This is a genomic window from Spongiibacter taiwanensis, assembly GCF_023702635.1.
Lineage (GTDB): Bacteria > Pseudomonadota > Gammaproteobacteria > Pseudomonadales > Spongiibacteraceae > Spongiibacter > Spongiibacter taiwanensis.
Window position 1 is genome coordinate 2,818,000 of record NZ_CP098455.1, and the last position, 14,265, is coordinate 2,832,264.

The following is a 14,265-nucleotide window of genomic DNA, read 5'->3' on the forward strand; positions in this document are numbered from 1 at the left end:
GGAGAATGATGAATGGCTGAAGTTACCGTAAGCCAGCTCGCCGAAGTCGTCGGCGCACCGGTGGAGCGTCTTTTGCGGCAAATGAAAGAGGCGGGTCTGTCGCACAGTTCGGCTGATCAGGCAGTGTCTGATGAAGACAAGCAAACCCTGCTGACTTTCTTAAAACGCAGTCACGGCGAATCTGCTGAAGCACCCAAGAAGATTACCCTCAAGCGGAAGACGCTGAGTACTCTGAAAACGGGAAGTGGTGCTGGCAAGAAAACTGTCAACATCGAGGTGCGTAAGAAGCGTACTTACGTCAAGCGCGATCCGGCGGAGCTGCAAGCGGCTGCCGAGGAAGAAGCGCGCCTGAAGGCCGCAGAGGCGGAAGCTGAAGAGCAGAATGCTGCGCCTGATGCTGAGGGCGAAGAGGCCACAGCTGTTGAGCCGATCTCGACACCTGAGCCGGTTGAAGCACAGCCTGAGGTGGCTGAGCAGGTAGAGGAAAAGGCCGAGACAGCAGAGCCGGTTGCCGAAGAGCCCGCTGAGGTTGCACCGGTAGAGGCGGAAGAGTCCGCTCCCGCGCCGGTCGAAGAGGAGCCCGCTGCAGCTGCGCCTAAGGACGAATACACCGAGGTTCAGGAGGTTCAAGAGGACCCGGCCAATATCGACCCAGAAATTCTTCGTCAGCGCGCAATCTTGCGGCGCAAAGAAGAAGAAGAAAAAGAAAAGGCCCGTCGCGCTGCTGTGCTTGAAGAAAAGCGCCGCGAAGAGGAAGAGCGCAAAGCGCGCAACAAGAAATCCAAAGAGTCTGGCGATGACAGCAATGGCCCTGCGCCACGCCATCACCGTCGTGCGGCACCAACGTCTCAGGATGACGATGATCGGCCGCGCCGCAAAGGTGGAAAAGGTCGCTTGAAGAAAGGTGACGATTTTGAGGCGGGTACCAGCTTTGGTGGTCGTCGGAAGAAGAAAACCCTGAAGTTGCCCGAGGATGCGCAACGTCATGGCTTCCAGGCGCCCACGGAGAAAATTGTGTACGAAGTTGCCATTCCCGAAACGACCAACGCCGGTGAACTCGCCTCACAAATGAAGGTGAAGGCGGCTGAGGTTATCAAGGAAATGTTCAAGATGGGCATGATGGTAACCATCAACCAGGCCATCGATCAGGACACGGCTCAGTTAGTGGTTGAAGAAATGGGCCACAAAGTGAAGCTTGTTTCAGAGGATGCCGTGGAAGAGGCGCTGGAAGAAGAACTGGTGGCGCGTGGTGGCGGCACCATGGTTGGCCGTGCTCCGGTAGTCACGGTGATGGGGCACGTTGACCATGGTAAAACCTCATTGCTCGACTACATCCGTAAGACCAAGGTTGCTAGCGGCGAGGCGGGTGGTATTACCCAGCATATTGGTGCGTACCACGTCGAAACTGGTCACGGCATGATTACTTTCCTGGATACCCCGGGTCACGCCGCATTTACGGCAATGCGTGCCCGTGGTGCCAAGAGTACCGATATCGTCATTCTGGTCGTTGCGGCTGACGATGGTGTTATGCCGCAAACCGAAGAAGCGATTGCTCACGCCCGTGCTGCGGGTGTGCCAATTGTGGTTGCAGTGAACAAGATGGACAAAGAGGGTGCTGACCCAGAGCGGGTGAAGAACGAGCTGTCTACCAAGGAAGTGATTTCTGAAGAGTGGGGCGGCGATACGCAGTTCGTATACGTGTCAGCTCACACCGGTCAGGGAATTGATGAGCTGTTGGATGCAGTGCTATTGCAGTCAGAAGTGCTGGAGCTCAAAGCGGCGGCCGATGTGCCTGCTCAGGGGTTGGTGATTGAATCTCGCCTGGATAAAGGCCGTGGTGCGGTGGCGTCGGTGCTGGTTCAGAACGGCACCCTGCGTCAGGGTGATATCGTACTGGCTGGTCAGTGTTACGGTCGTGTGCGGGCGATGCTTGATGAAGTTGGCAAGCCGGTGAAAGAAGCGGGCCCCTCTATTCCTGTTGAGATTCTCGGCTTGGACGGCACGCCAGATGCGGGTGATTCCTTTGTTGTGGTTGAGAACGACAAGAAGGCTCGGGAAGTGGCCGACTTCCGCCAGGTTCGCGAGCGTGACCAGCGGATCAAGCGTCAACAGGCGGCCAAACTCGACCGCATGTTTGAGAGCATGGAGTCTGCAGAGCGCAAGACCTTGAATGTGGTACTCAAGGCAGACGTACGCGGCTCGCTGGAGGCGATCCAGGCCTCACTGCGTGAGGCGGGTAACGAAGAAGTTAACGTTAATATCGTCTCTGGTGGTGTCGGTGGTATCACCGAAACCGACGTGAACCTGGCGCTGACTGCCAATGCCGTTATGTTTGGTTTTAACGTGCGTGCTGACGGCAGTGCCCGGAAGTTGGCGGAAACGGAAGGCGTAGACCTGCGCTACTACAGTGTTATCTATGACCTGATCGACGACGTGAAGTCGGCACTCAGCGGCATGCTCAGCCCCGAACGCCGGGAAGAAATTCTGGGTGTGGCCGAAGTGCGCGACGTATTCCGCTCGCCCAAATTTGGTGACATCGCCGGCTGTATGGTGGTGGAAGGCAGTGTCTTCCGCAGCAAGCCGATCCGGGTTCTGCGCGACGATGTGGTGATTTACGAAGGCGAACTGGAGTCTTTGCGCCGCTTTAAAGATGACGCCAACGAGGTCAAAAACGGCCTGGAATGCGGTATCGGCGTGAAGAACTACAAAGATGTCCGTCCCGGCGACAAGATCGAGGTCTACGATGTCAAAGAAGTGGCCCGTAGCCTGTAGAGGTTGAAAATCGTCTGTGAAGGAATTTAGCCGTACCGCGCGCATTGCCGACTTTCTCAAGCGAGAGCTGGGGACCTTGATCCAGCTCCAGCTTCGGGACCCCCGCTTGGGCATGGTGAGCGTGACCGACGTGGAAGTCAGTCGCGATCTCAGTCATGCCAAGGTGTTTGTCACGGTAATGGGCAAAAACACCGCCGAGGAGGCCAAAGACTCCGTGGCGGTGCTGAACAAGGCTGCGGGATTCCTGCGCAGCCAGGTTGCCAAAATCAATAATGCCCGCACCACCCCGCAACTGCGCTTTTATTACGATGCCAGTATCGATCGTGGCCAGCGTCTGAGTAAGCTGATTCAGGATGCGGTCGACGCTGATCGCAGTCGTCACCAGGACGACGGCGAGTCTTAATCGGTGGGTCGCAAGCGCAAAGGCCGCGATATCAGCGGCATTCTGCTATTGGATAAACCCCCTGGCCGGACATCCAATTCGGCGATGGTGGTGTGTCGCGCTATTTATAACGCGGCCAAGGCGGGGCATACCGGCGCCCTGGATCCTCTCGCGACCGGGGTGTTGCCGGTCTGCTTTGGTGAGGCAACCAAGTTTTCTCAATATCTGCTCGATGCCGACAAGGCGTATCGCAGTACCTTTGTGTTTGGTCAGCAGACCAATACCGCAGATGCAGATGGTGAGGTGATCGCCGAGGCGGATGCCTCCGATCTCACTGAAGCCCTCCTCAATGAGCGGATCGCAGACTTTCGCGGTGACATCGAGCAGGTTCCCCCCATGTACTCCGCGCTAAAAAAGGATGGTCGTCCGCTTTACGAGCTGGCCCGGAAGGGGATTGAGATTGAGCGCCAGGCGCGGCCAGTAACAATATATGAGTACGAGTTGGAGCACTTTGAACCGGGTGTTCAGGCCAAGGCGGTAGTCCGTGTGCGCTGCAGCAAGGGCACCTATATCCGGTCGCTGGCGGAGGATCTCGGCCAGCAACTGGGCGTCGGTGCTCATGTGGCGACCCTGCGTCGTATTGCGGCCGGACCCTTTACTGAACAAGGGGTGGTGTCGTTAGATGTCTTGCAGCAGTTGAGGGATGCGGAGGATTTCGCGGGTCTCGACACCCTGCTGATACCCGTCGAGCAGGCCCTTGGCCATCTGCCAGCCATTCATCTAGGCGATAGTGCGGCCCACTTTCTTCGTCAGGGGCAGGCGGTATTTCACCCAGGTGCCGGGCAGAGCGGGACCACGACGCTGTTTGATCATCAGGGGCGCTTTATGGGAATCGGAGAAATTTTGGACGATTTTCGGGTGAAACCTCGCCGCTTGATTGCAAATATGTGATAATGCGCGGCCAAATTTTCTCCCCCGTCGGGAGAAAAACCCTGGGTTACTCGGCTCCCTGCGGGGGATGCGATGTTGAGACCCCGAACCTGTCTGTGGATATGCGCGGTCAGGCTCGTTTAATTAGTGCATATCCCTAAAGAGGAAATAGTCATGGCACTGTCTGCTGTTGAAAAAGCTGAAGTTGTTAAAGAGTATCAAACTGCCGAGGGCGACACTGGTTCCCCCGAAGTTCAGGTTGCCCTGTTGACCGTCAATATCAACAAACTGCAAGGTCACTTTGAAGGCAACAAGAAAGATCACCACTCTCGTCGTGGTTTGATCCGCATGGTAAACCAGCGCCGTAAATTGCTGGATTACCTGAAGCGCAAGGATCAAGAGCGTTACACCAATCTGATTAAGCGCCTCGGTCTACGTCGCTAAAACAAGAATAAGTGAGGGGGTCCTGGCGGCCCCCTCATACTTTTAAAACCCCTATATTGGGAGGATAAACTCTGTGAATCCCGTTACTAAAACATTCCAGTGGGGCGGTCAGACCGTCACGTTGGAGACCGGCCGCGTTGCCCGTCAGGCCAGCGGCGCTGTATTGGTTACTATCGACCAGACGCAAGTGTTGTGTACTGTGGTTGGTGCAAAGTCTGCGAGCCCTGGTCAGGACTTTTTCCCCTTGTCTGTGCACTACCAAGAGCGCAGCTACGCGGTTGGCAAAATCCCCGGCGGTTTCTTTAAGCGCGAAGGTCGTCCCTCTGAGAAAGAGACCCTGACCTCTCGCTTGATCGATCGCCCCATTCGTCCACTGTTCCCCAATGGCTTCAAAAATGAAGTCCAAGTGGTCTGTACCGTCATGTCTGCGGACAAGGACAACGATCCTGATATCGCCGCGCTGATTGGTACTTCTGCAGCCCTGGCCGTATCCGGTATCCCCTTTGCTGGCCCCATCGGTGCCGCTCGGGTTGGCTTCACCGCCGAAGAAGGCTATCTGCTCAACCCCAGCTACAGCCAGTTGAAAACCAGCCTGCTGGACATGGTGGTTGCCGGCACAAAAGATGCCGTGCTGATGGTTGAGTCCGAAGCTCAACAGCTGACCGAAGACCAGATGCTGGGTGCGGTTCTGTACGCGCACCAAGAGATGCAAACGGCCATTCAGGTCATCAACGAACTGGCCGCTGAAGCAGGTAAGCCCGTTTGGGATTGGCAGCCAGAGGCAGAAAATACTGCGCTGATGGGTGCAGTTGCCGAAGGCTTCAAAGCCGGTCTGGGCGATGCCTACCGCATCACTGACAAAATGGAGCGTTACGCCGCAGTGGGCGAACTCAAAGCGCAGGCCGTCGAGCAGTTGGCCGGCGAAGGTAGCGAGTTCAGCGCTGACGACGTGAAAGCCGTATTCTCCAAGCTGGAGAAGCAGATTGTTCGCCAGCGCATCCTCAATGGCGAAGCGCGTATCGATGGCCGCGATAGCCGTACTGTACGCCCCATTGCTGTTGAAGTCGGCATGCTCAACAAAGCGCACGGCTCTGCGTTGTTCACTCGCGGTGAAACTCAGGCAATCGGTGTAGCAACCCTGGGCACCACCCGGGACGCCCAGTTGATCGATGCGCTGGAAGGCGAGCGTAAAGATGGCTTTATGCTGCACTACAACTTCCCTCCCTACTCTGTAGGTGAGTGTGGTCGCATGGGCGGCACTGGCCGTCGCGAAATTGGTCACGGCCGTCTGGCCCGCCGCGGTCTGGCCGCTGTGCTGCCCACCGCAGAAGAGTTTCCGTACACCATTCGTGTCGTGTCTGAGATCACTGAGTCCAACGGTTCTAGCTCCATGGCCTCGGTCTGTGTTGGCAGCCTGTCGCTGATGGATGCCGGTGTGCCGCTGAAGGCGCCGGTGGCCGGTATTGCCATGGGTCTGGTTAAAGAAGGCGAGCGCTTCGCCGTACTGACTGACATCCTGGGTGATGAAGACCACCTGGGTGACATGGACTTCAAAGTGGCTGGTACAGCCGACGGTATCACCGCCCTGCAGATGGATATCAAGATCGAAGGTATCACCCAGAAGATCATGGAAATCGCTTTGGAGCAGGCTCAGCAAGCGCGTTTGCATATCCTGGGTCAAATGAATCAGGTGCTGTCGGCCTCCCGTCAGGACGTTTCTGACAACGCCCCTAGTATGCACATGATGAAAGTCGACTCCGACAAGATTCGTGACATCATCGGTAAAGGCGGCGCGACGATTCGTGCGATCTGCGAAGAGACGCAAGCTCAAATCGATATCGAAGACGACGGTTCAGTACGGGTGTACGGCGCTGATGCCGCTTCCCGTGATGCTGCGGTTAACCGGATTCTGGCGATCACCGCCGAGGCCGAAGTGGGTGAGACTTACACCGGTACGGTAGCCCGCATCGTCGACTTTGGTGCCTTCGTCACTATTCTGCCCGGCAAAGACGGCCTGGTGCACATCTCCCAGATTTCTGACGAGCGCGTCGAGAACGTTAACGACTACCTCAAAGAAGGTCAGGAAGTGCAGGTTAAAGTGCTGGACGTTGACCAGCGCGGCCGCATTAAGCTGTCTATGAAGGAAGTGGTAAAAGAAGCTGCTGAAGAGCAAGTCGAAGAGTAAGATTGCTTCGCATCGCTTAGTAGCAAATAAAAAACCCCGCTTCTGCGGGGTTTTTTATACTTTGGAAATTTCTTGAGCCATAAAAGTTGTCTTACCAGTAATGACCGATTCCCATTTGGAAATAGTCTCCCTCTGACTTAACGTAACCCATTCGAAAATCTACCTGGCGTCCCAGTCGTACACGAAGCGTTACCTCTCCGACAGATTCTTCTTGGTACTGGTTGTCGAGCGCGTACCGAAAAGTTTGGTTGAGTCTCAAGCTAAGGGACTCGCTTAAGTGGGCAATGAGCTGTACTTTTGCACCAGATATTAGTGTTCCGGAACCTTGATAGTCTTCTCGCAATTTTCCTTCGAAAGTGAACGTGCTGTTCACGCTGCTTGACCAATTGTATCCCCGCCCCCATTCGCCAGAGGCCACACCCACAAGGCAGTCGTCGCAAACCGCATTTACTGACTCGAGTCCAGCGCGTAGCTCCCAAACGTCGGGCCGGTCACCGAAGTATCCAGTAGCGTTGTTGGCAACGTTACGTATCCTGATGGCATCAAAAGATCTGACTGTGATTTCATCCTCGACATAGCGTAATTTTATTCCCGCCATGGTTAATGCTGAGTAAGGTGCATGGCCGGCCTCGCCATCGAGTTCGTCGTAGTAGCTTGGCCGAATCCAAAACTCTTTGGCGATCTTGTCCGACTGGTTGGAGCTTGAAGCAGAAATTTGAACGTAACTGGGTGATCTGGCTGCATCTGGAGGGGTAACTGTGCCTTCAAATTTACTCAGTGGTGCGGGTGGTAATTGATACCTTAGCAGCAGAGCTTTCCGATACAGCTCATTTGCATTGCCTGAGTCCCCGCCTGACTCTTTCCGAATAAACTGGTAGTAATTTATGAGTGCGTCTAAGACTGCATACTGGACTGGCTCGTTCGCCTTTGCGATTAAATTCTTTGTTTTTTCCGGGTGGGCAACCAGCTCGGCAAAAAGGGCTTTCTCATGGCTGTTGAGCCCTCGGTAAATGCTGTAAAAGCGCGATTGCCGAGAAGGATGATAAATGCGTTGCGCCACGAGTTTATCTTCGCGAGCTACCTTTTGCAGTACAGACTGGGGGTAGGTCCATAGAGGTGTTTTAGGTAATGTGGTCGCAGGGGTGACCACCGATAGCAGCTCCGCCATGCGATAGGCGCAGTTTTGCTTGAAGAAATAGTATGTGAAGCGTTTATCTAAAAGCTCCCAGCCGTGAGCAACCAAAAGCTCTAAATCCTCTCTGGGCAAGTTCAGTTGGTACTCCCACAGGTCTCGGTTTTCCTCCTCACCATAATTATGATCGTGAAAATAGAACTGGATATGGGAGAAGCTGCCATCATAACCCCCAAAAATACCTTTAAAAATATAGGTGATAGGGTCGTCGCCCTCGATACCAATAGCGCCGTAGTTGAGGCTGGTATCAAGTAGTGAGCGTCCTTCTTCGACTTTTCCCGACTTGTTCAATTTCAGGAGTAAGTGGCCATAGTATGACGCTGGGTTACCAAGGAAGCCCGTCGCGAATACCAAGCTCACTGAGTCAATTTTGCCGTCCATCGCGTATTTCTGAAAATCGTTGCAAAGCAGAAGTGCTTCTTCTCGGTGAATACCAAGCAATCGGCTCAACCACAAGTATCGGGCTGGGAAACGGCAAATGGGGTGATTACCTTCCGGTGTTATATCGCCATGAAACATTGCGTCGATAGTGGCGGATAATTCTGCAGTAGAGTCTGAGGCCCCGCTCTTAGATAGAAAGAATGATGGGCTGCTAATTTGGCTGATTCCATCCCTAGAGACTGGTTGATAATGTAGCAGGCGTAGCCACTGGGGATGATTAGCCAGGCCTAGTTGATCTGCCTTTTCATGCAGATGTGCCAGGGGTTCTGCTGATGCGAAACCATTGAGTAGGAGTAAAACGCAGAGAACGCACTGCAACTTCGCGCGACGAAAACGCATATCGGCACTTTCTTGGTAACAGTGGGAAAAGCGGGCTGCAAAAGGACGCAGCCCGGCGAGGGGTGCTTTACGCGGAGCAGCTGCCTTGAGCAGCTGTACTCAGTGACGAATAGTAGTCAGCAGATTTTTCAATAAGTGATTTTTGACTATAGGCTGGAGAAGCAATTTTTTCTGCTACGCTTGCGCGGAGTCGTGGAACAATGACGCTTTCATCACCATTGCAACCGTAAAGCGAGAGGACTGTGGCGACGTGTTCACCTTGTCCTGCAGCGGTTTGCTCTGAAAGTTGGTCAAATGTTTCGAGAATAAATTGTGCAGTGGCAACAGTTTTCGCGTTGCAGGTCTCAGGGCTAGCCGTTGCAGAGGTTAGTGCGGTTGAGCCTAGGTCCCAGATCACGTTAGAGCTGATCGCCGCCCAATGGGTATTTGGGAATAATGCCGCGCCAATACCGCAGTCTACGTAAGGGTTTGGTCCAGATCCGGCTGCTTGCTCAGCTTCAGCGTTTACTGCTGTAGATAGTGTCGCAAAAAAAGTCGCCGCGGCTGTTAAAGAGAGGAGTGCTTTCCCGAAGTTAACCATTATTTCTTTTCCTTAAGAAGTGATAATATGGGAAAAATAACAGCAATATTAAGCTGAGTAAAGTCAGTTTTATTGCTGTGGGTAAGGTTGGTTCCTTGGCCTCCTTTTAAGCCTGCTTTATGCATTTCTGCGCCGTCTATTTAGAGACTAATAGGTTTAGTGGGACGGCTAAAGGCCAAGGAGAAATACTATCGTCAGGAATCTTTTAAAGGATTATTTTTAGGTAAGCGATTTATGCAAGGGGACTAGGTCCCCTGCTTATTCGTAAGAGAACGTTAGTGCTGATGCCCACCCACGCCATGAGCATGACCATGCTGCACTTCCTCCGCGGTGGCCTGGCGAACATCGGCTATCTCGATGGAGAAGTGAAGCTGCTGTCCCGCCAGTGGGTGATTCATATCCACATCGACTGAGAACTTACCGACTTTGATGACGGTGGCGCTGCGCATACCCTTGTCGGTGTTGATGCGCACGGTCTGTCCGGGGCGCAGTTTACCTTCGTGTTTCAGGTATTTCGCTGGAACACGCTGGGCCATGTCCTCTCGGCGTTCGCCGTAAGCTTCGGCTGGGGTAAGGTCGACCTCAAAGCTGTCTCCGGCTGAGCGGCCTTCCATGGCTTTTTCAAGGCCGGGAATAATATTGTTCGCGCCATGGAGATAAAGGGTCGGATTTTCGCCCCGATTGTTCTCCAGCTCCTCGCCCTGGGCATTTTTCAGGCTGTAGTGAAAGGAAACAACGGCGTTTTTTGATATTTGCATAGGAATTCCTTGGAGCGGGCTATCGCGCGGGTGGTTCAGGCGGCGTATAGTAATGCGCATTCGTTCGTAGTGGTAGCTTCAAGGGACTTTTGCTAGGCGGTATCACGAATCGGAGAGTTGTATGGGCGAAGTACTCCCGTTCTCCCGCAAAGGGGGCGGCAAGAAGGCGAATAGCCTCTGCCGTGAAGGGCATCATAAATGGAAAGTGGATACTGCTAAAAAGTTTGATGTGAAGCAGGGGAAGCTGGTGACGGTGTACCGCTGTGAACGCTGTGGCTTTATAAAAACCACAGCGCATTAAAACCTGTTCAATTTTTGGGCCTGTGTCAGAAATTCAGCTCTTGGGTGATTTCTGCGCCGATTTTGTCCAGCCACTTCTTGGCCTCTTCTGGCCCTTCAACGGCTTTAACAACACAAGCCAGGCCGAGCAGATGCTCCAATAGCAATTTTCGCATGGAGAGTTTATGCTCCTGCGCCTGTTCCTGTAAAAACAGGAAGGCTTGGGCGCTAATATCGTCAATGATCATCTGTTCATTGTTGCTACGATATTCGTTTAGCGTCACCACGTTTGAGATTGCCATGTCGCGTCTCCTCTTAAAGGGTGAGTCCAGTATAGAAACGCTGTCCCGTGGCTGGCTCTTCGTAATTACCCTTAGCGTGGTAAGTGTTTAGTTGCACGGATGAATAAGGACTGAATTGGCCCTATGACCGACTCTATTGCCATCGGCGCCGATGGCGTTGAACAGATTTCGTTGAAAACCTATACCGAGAAGGCGTATTTGGACTATTCCATGTACGTTATTCTCGACCGCGCACTGCCCAGCATTGCCGACGGCTTAAAGCCGGTGCAACGGCGTATTGTGTATGCCATGAGCGAGTTGGGCCTGAAAGCCACCGCCAAGCACAAAAAGTCAGCACGGACGGTGGGGGACGTTATTGGTAAATTCCATCCCCACGGCGACAGCGCAGTGTATGAGGCGATGGTGCTGATGTCCCAGAGCTTCTCTTACCGTTATCCCTTGATTGATGGCCAGGGTAACTGGGGCTCGCCGGATGATCCCAAGTCCTTCGCGGCGATGCGGTACACCGAGTCCAAACTCAATCGCTATGCCGAGGTGCTGCTCAGCGAGTTGGGGCAGGGTACGGTAGATTGGACACCGAATTTTGACGGCAGTCTGGACGAGCCTGCTAATCTGCCCGCCCGGGTGCCCAACGTACTGCTCAACGGTACCACCGGCATTGCGGTAGGCATGGCAACCGATATTCCGCCCCACAACCTGCGAGAGGTCGTCTCGGCCTGTGTTCACCTGCTGGATAACCCCAAAGCGAGTGTAAGCGAGCTGTGCGAGCATGTGCTGGGGCCTGATTTTCCTACCGAAGCGGAAGTTATTACCCCGCGCAGCGAACTGCAGAGAATGTACGAGACCGGCAAGGGCTCTCTCAAGATGCGGGCAGTGTGGCAAAAGGACGGTGACGATATTGTGATCACCGCGCTGCCTCACCAGGCGTCGGGCTCGAAAATTCTGGAGCAGATCGCCCAGCAGATGCAGGCTAAAAAGCTGCCGATGGTGGTGGACCTGCGGGATGAGTCAGACCATGAGAGCCCGACCCGTTTGGTGGTGGTGCCCCGCTCAAATCGGGTGGACTGCGAGGCGGTGATGAACCACCTGTTTGCCACCACTGACCTGGAGAAGAGCTACCGGGTCAATATGAACATGATCGGTACCAATGGCCGCCCCCAGGTAAAAAGCCTCGACCAGATTCTGGGTGAGTGGCTGGTATTTCGTACCGCAACTACCCGGCGCCGGCTGGAGTTTCGCCTGGATAAGGTGCTCAAGCGCCTGCACATTCTTGATGGCTTGCTGATTGCGTACCTCAATATTGACGAGGTGATTGCGATTATTCGCGAGGAAGATAAGCCCAAGCCGGTGTTGATGTCCCGATTTAATCTCAGCGACACCCAGGCTGAAGCGATTCTGGAATTGAAATTGCGTCACTTGGCCAAACTGGAAGAGATGAAAATTCGCGGTGAACAGCAGGAGCTGGCCGAGGAGCGCGATGCCATCGAATTGACTCTGTCCTCTGACCGGCGCATGAAAACCCTGGTGCGTAAGGAGCTGCTTCAGGTGGCGGACGAGTTCGGCGATGACCGGCGCTCGCCCCTGGTTGCCCGGAGCGAAGCCAAAGCCTTCTCGGAAGAGGACGTGGTGGCCGTTGATCCGGTTACCGTGGTGCTGTCGCAAATGGGTTGGATTCGCGCCGCCAAAGGGCACGATGTGGATGCCGCCGGCCTGAGTTATAAATCGGGTGATCGCTTCAAGCTTTCTGCTTTGGGCAAGAGCAATCAACCGGTGGTGATTCTGGACAACAGTGGTCGTGCCTACACGGTGGCCGCCCATAGCCTGCCGTCGGCCCGGGGACAAGGGGAGCCCTTGACCGGGCGGATCAACGCGCCCTCGGGCGCCAGCTTCGAAGGCCTGATGATGGGCGGCGATGACAGCCATTTTGTGCTGGCCAGTGATGCCGGCTACGGCTTTGTTGCCAAGCTGGGTGACCTGCAAGGCAAGAACAAGGCTGGTAAGGCCGCGTTGACGTTGCCCAATGGGGCCAAGGTGTTGCCCCCGGTCGCGGTGCCCGCCATCGATGACCACTACCTGGCAGCGGTAACAACCGAGGGGCGCATGCTGGTGTTCCCCCTGGGTGAACTGCCGGTGATGGCCCGGGGCAAGGGCAATAAAATGATCGGTATCCCCGCCGCTCGGGCGGCCTCTCGTGAAGAGTATGTGATTTCAGTGGCGGTGATGGGCCCGGGGCAAGTCCTCAAAGTGGTTGCCGGCAAGCGCCATCTGAACCTGAAGTTGTCCGAGTTGGAGCACTACCTGGGAGATCGAGGCCGCCGGGGCCATAAGTTGCCCAGAGGTTTTCAGCGAGTTGATGGTTTGCTGGTGGAGTAACTTTTGGGGAGGCTAGGCCTCCTCAATACCATCCTCGTCCCGATTGAAGCGGCCGGCGAGATTCAGGTTCTTTAGCTGGGTCTGCTGACGGTCTAACAGATCACTGTAGGGCGCCTTCAGCGTGCTGACGCGATTGCCCTTGTAGTCTACCCAGGCGTCCAGGCGCTCGTGATCTTTGCAGGTGTCATCCAGCCAGATACCGCGACCTTCGGCAGTCACATCGTGCAGGCGCTCAATCGCAGCGCACTCCATTGCCGCGCACTCCCAATCTTGACCTTCCCCTTCGATATGAGCCACCCCTGCCCGGGTCTTTAGCGCTCGGTCTAGCTTTTGTAATAGTTCGGCACAACAGATTGCTCGAAATAGCGGGTGGTCGGCGTCGTCGTGATAATCAAAGCGCATGGTTATCGCCGTGCTGCGATGGGGGATAAGCTGACCGTGGTAGAGCCGGGCAATGGCTTCGGCGCGGGCATAACTATTGTGAAGGTGGGCAGTGAAACTGTCCGGGGCCATTTGGCTTTGTAGCTGGTCATATGCCTGCCAGTGGCAATGGAGCACATAGTAATCCCGATATCGGTGCTCGCCGGGGGGCAGCAAGTTAACGTCGGGGTTATGAATGTCCTGAAGCAGCCGCCCCAGGCTGTCGCTGGCGTGGTAGGGTGGGGTGTCCTCCCGCAGCGGTTGGGCCAGACGGACTCTGGCCAGGTCCATCCACATCTCGACCTTGCGCACCGGCACCGCGACCAGGGCGTAACTCAACGCCGCCAGAATGCCGGTCAGGATCAGCAGGGTTTTTCCCAGGTCTCTGATTTCGGTGCTGATGATGTCCTGACTTAAGGACAGCTTGACCGCGCCCAGGCTGCCGTCTCCGGCGACTGGGGCCTCATAGTTGAGGTTTTCCGTGCGCCAATGGCCCGCCTCGGCCACTGTCTCGCCCCGGGTGTTGGCGATGCTGCCGTACACCACCAGTGGGCTGTTAATGTAGTCTTGGAGAATCGCCTGCAGGCTAACTTTGTCGTTGCGAAGCAGCGACTGCTGGCTTTGAGAGGCGAGCTGGTTGGTCCACTGCTGGCCGATCATGCGGGTGGTTTCGAGCAGAATCTGTTTGCTGGCGGTCATGCTGGTGATCAACAGGGTGAGGCCGGCCAGGGCGCAGATCAACGCGGCGACAAATCCGCATTTTGCAGAGAGGGGGAGCTTGAGCAGCTGCTTGAGCATTCGGGTATCCAGGCGGGTGACAATTTCGCTGTTTTGCCCGCGAGTATATCAAGGCTTTGCGGCCTTGGGT

At 55.0% G+C, this 14,265-nt stretch carries 12 protein-coding genes; 7 read left to right on the forward strand and 5 right to left on the reverse strand.

Translation table 11 applies throughout. From position 1 onward, the window contains the following. The first annotated feature begins 12 nt into the window (after nt 1-12). The 5 genes from infB to pnp all read left to right on the forward strand — a co-directional run bounded on the left by infB (nt 13) and on the right by pnp (nt 6,713). Nucleotides 13-2,772: a translation initiation factor IF-2 gene (gene infB, locus NCG89_RS12855; protein WP_251086949.1), complete on the forward strand. Its 2,760-nt coding sequence runs from the start codon at nt 13-15 to the stop codon at nt 2,770-2,772. A 16-nt stretch (nt 2,773-2,788) separates the two neighbouring features. Next, nucleotides 2,789-3,175 carry a 30S ribosome-binding factor RbfA gene (gene rbfA, locus NCG89_RS12860; protein ID WP_251086950.1) on the forward strand — a complete coding sequence of 129 codons (387 nt, stop codon included), beginning with the start codon at nt 2,789-2,791 and terminating at the stop codon, nt 3,173-3,175. Nucleotides 3,176-3,178: 3 nt separating this feature from the next. Further along, on the forward strand, nt 3,179-4,105 hold the full coding sequence (gene truB / locus NCG89_RS12865) for a tRNA pseudouridine(55) synthase TruB (RefSeq protein WP_251086951.1): 927 nt from the start codon (nt 3,179-3,181) through the stop codon (nt 4,103-4,105). Between the two features lie 153 nt (nt 4,106-4,258). Beyond that, the gene (rpsO, locus tag NCG89_RS12870; RefSeq protein ID WP_251086952.1) at nt 4,259-4,528 is read left to right on the forward strand and encodes a 30S ribosomal protein S15; all 270 of its coding nucleotides are present in this window, start codon (nt 4,259-4,261) and stop codon (nt 4,526-4,528) included. 73 nt (nt 4,529-4,601) lie between these two features. Then, on the forward strand, nt 4,602-6,713 hold the full coding sequence (pnp, locus tag NCG89_RS12875) for a polyribonucleotide nucleotidyltransferase (protein WP_251086953.1): 2,112 nt from the start codon (nt 4,602-4,604) through the stop codon (nt 6,711-6,713). Between the two features lie 91 nt (nt 6,714-6,804). On the opposite strand, the gene NCG89_RS12880 is transcribed toward pnp, so the two are convergent. The 3 genes from NCG89_RS12880 to NCG89_RS12890 form a co-directional block, all read right to left on the reverse strand. After that, nucleotides 6,805-8,685, reverse strand: a complete 1,881-nt coding sequence (locus tag NCG89_RS12880) for an Lnb N-terminal periplasmic domain-containing protein (RefSeq protein WP_251086954.1) — start codon at nt 8,683-8,685, stop codon at nt 6,805-6,807. A 67-nt stretch (nt 8,686-8,752) separates the two neighbouring features. Then, the gene (locus NCG89_RS12885; protein WP_251086955.1) at nt 8,753-9,265 is read right to left on the reverse strand and encodes a DUF3015 family protein; all 513 of its coding nucleotides are present in this window, start codon (nt 9,263-9,265) and stop codon (nt 8,753-8,755) included. A gap of 275 nt (nt 9,266-9,540) precedes the next feature. After that, nucleotides 9,541-10,023 (reverse strand): FKBP-type peptidyl-prolyl cis-trans isomerase, encoded by a 483-nt coding sequence (locus NCG89_RS12890; RefSeq protein WP_251086956.1) that lies wholly within the window; start codon nt 10,021-10,023, stop codon nt 9,541-9,543. Nucleotides 10,024-10,144: 121 nt separating this feature from the next. Here NCG89_RS12890 and NCG89_RS12895 point away from each other — a divergent pair, with 121 nt between their 5' ends. Then, complete coding sequence (locus tag NCG89_RS12895) at nt 10,145-10,324, forward strand: hypothetical protein (protein WP_251086957.1); 180 nt, start codon at nt 10,145-10,147, stop codon at nt 10,322-10,324. A gap of 25 nt (nt 10,325-10,349) precedes the next feature. Here NCG89_RS12895 and NCG89_RS12900 read toward each other — a convergent pair whose 3' ends face one another. Beyond that, nucleotides 10,350-10,604, reverse strand: a complete 255-nt coding sequence (locus NCG89_RS12900) for a hypothetical protein (protein ID WP_251086958.1) — start codon at nt 10,602-10,604, stop codon at nt 10,350-10,352. 123 nt (nt 10,605-10,727) lie between these two features. Between NCG89_RS12900 and parC the strand changes: the two genes are divergently transcribed. Continuing rightward, nucleotides 10,728-12,977: a DNA topoisomerase IV subunit A gene (gene parC, locus NCG89_RS12905; RefSeq protein ID WP_251086959.1), complete on the forward strand. Its 2,250-nt coding sequence runs from the start codon at nt 10,728-10,730 to the stop codon at nt 12,975-12,977. Nucleotides 12,978-12,989: 12 nt separating this feature from the next. Here the strand turns inward: parC and NCG89_RS12910 are convergent, their stop codons facing one another. Continuing rightward, entirely contained in the window at nt 12,990-14,195 is a 1,206-nt protein-coding gene (locus NCG89_RS12910; RefSeq protein ID WP_251086960.1) for a hypothetical protein, read from the reverse strand. Nucleotides 14,196-14,265: the final 70 nt, after the last annotated feature.

Bases quoted from the DNA above. Each gene is read 5' to 3' on its own strand.
- NCG89_RS12910 (WP_251086960.1), bottom strand. From the start codon at position 14,195: ATGCTCAAGCAGCTGCTCAAGCTCCCCCTCTCTGCAAAATGCGGATTT.
- parC (WP_251086959.1), top strand. From the start codon at position 10,728: ATGACCGACTCTATTGCCATCGGCGCCGATGGCGTTGAACAGATTTCG.
- NCG89_RS12900 (WP_251086958.1), bottom strand. From the start codon at position 10,604: ATGGCAATCTCAAACGTGGTGACGCTAAACGAATATCGTAGCAACAAT.
- rpsO (WP_251086952.1), top strand. From the start codon at position 4,259: ATGGCACTGTCTGCTGTTGAAAAAGCTGAAGTTGTTAAAGAGTATCAA.
- NCG89_RS12890 (WP_251086956.1), bottom strand. From the start codon at position 10,023: ATGCAAATATCAAAAAACGCCGTTGTTTCCTTTCACTACAGCCTGAAA.
- NCG89_RS12880 (WP_251086954.1), bottom strand. From the start codon at position 8,685: ATGCGTTTTCGTCGCGCGAAGTTGCAGTGCGTTCTCTGCGTTTTACTC.
- NCG89_RS12885 (WP_251086955.1), bottom strand. From the start codon at position 9,265: ATGGTTAACTTCGGGAAAGCACTCCTCTCTTTAACAGCCGCGGCGACT.
- NCG89_RS12895 (WP_251086957.1), top strand. From the start codon at position 10,145: ATGGGCGAAGTACTCCCGTTCTCCCGCAAAGGGGGCGGCAAGAAGGCG.
- infB (WP_251086949.1), top strand. From the start codon at position 13: ATGGCTGAAGTTACCGTAAGCCAGCTCGCCGAAGTCGTCGGCGCACCG.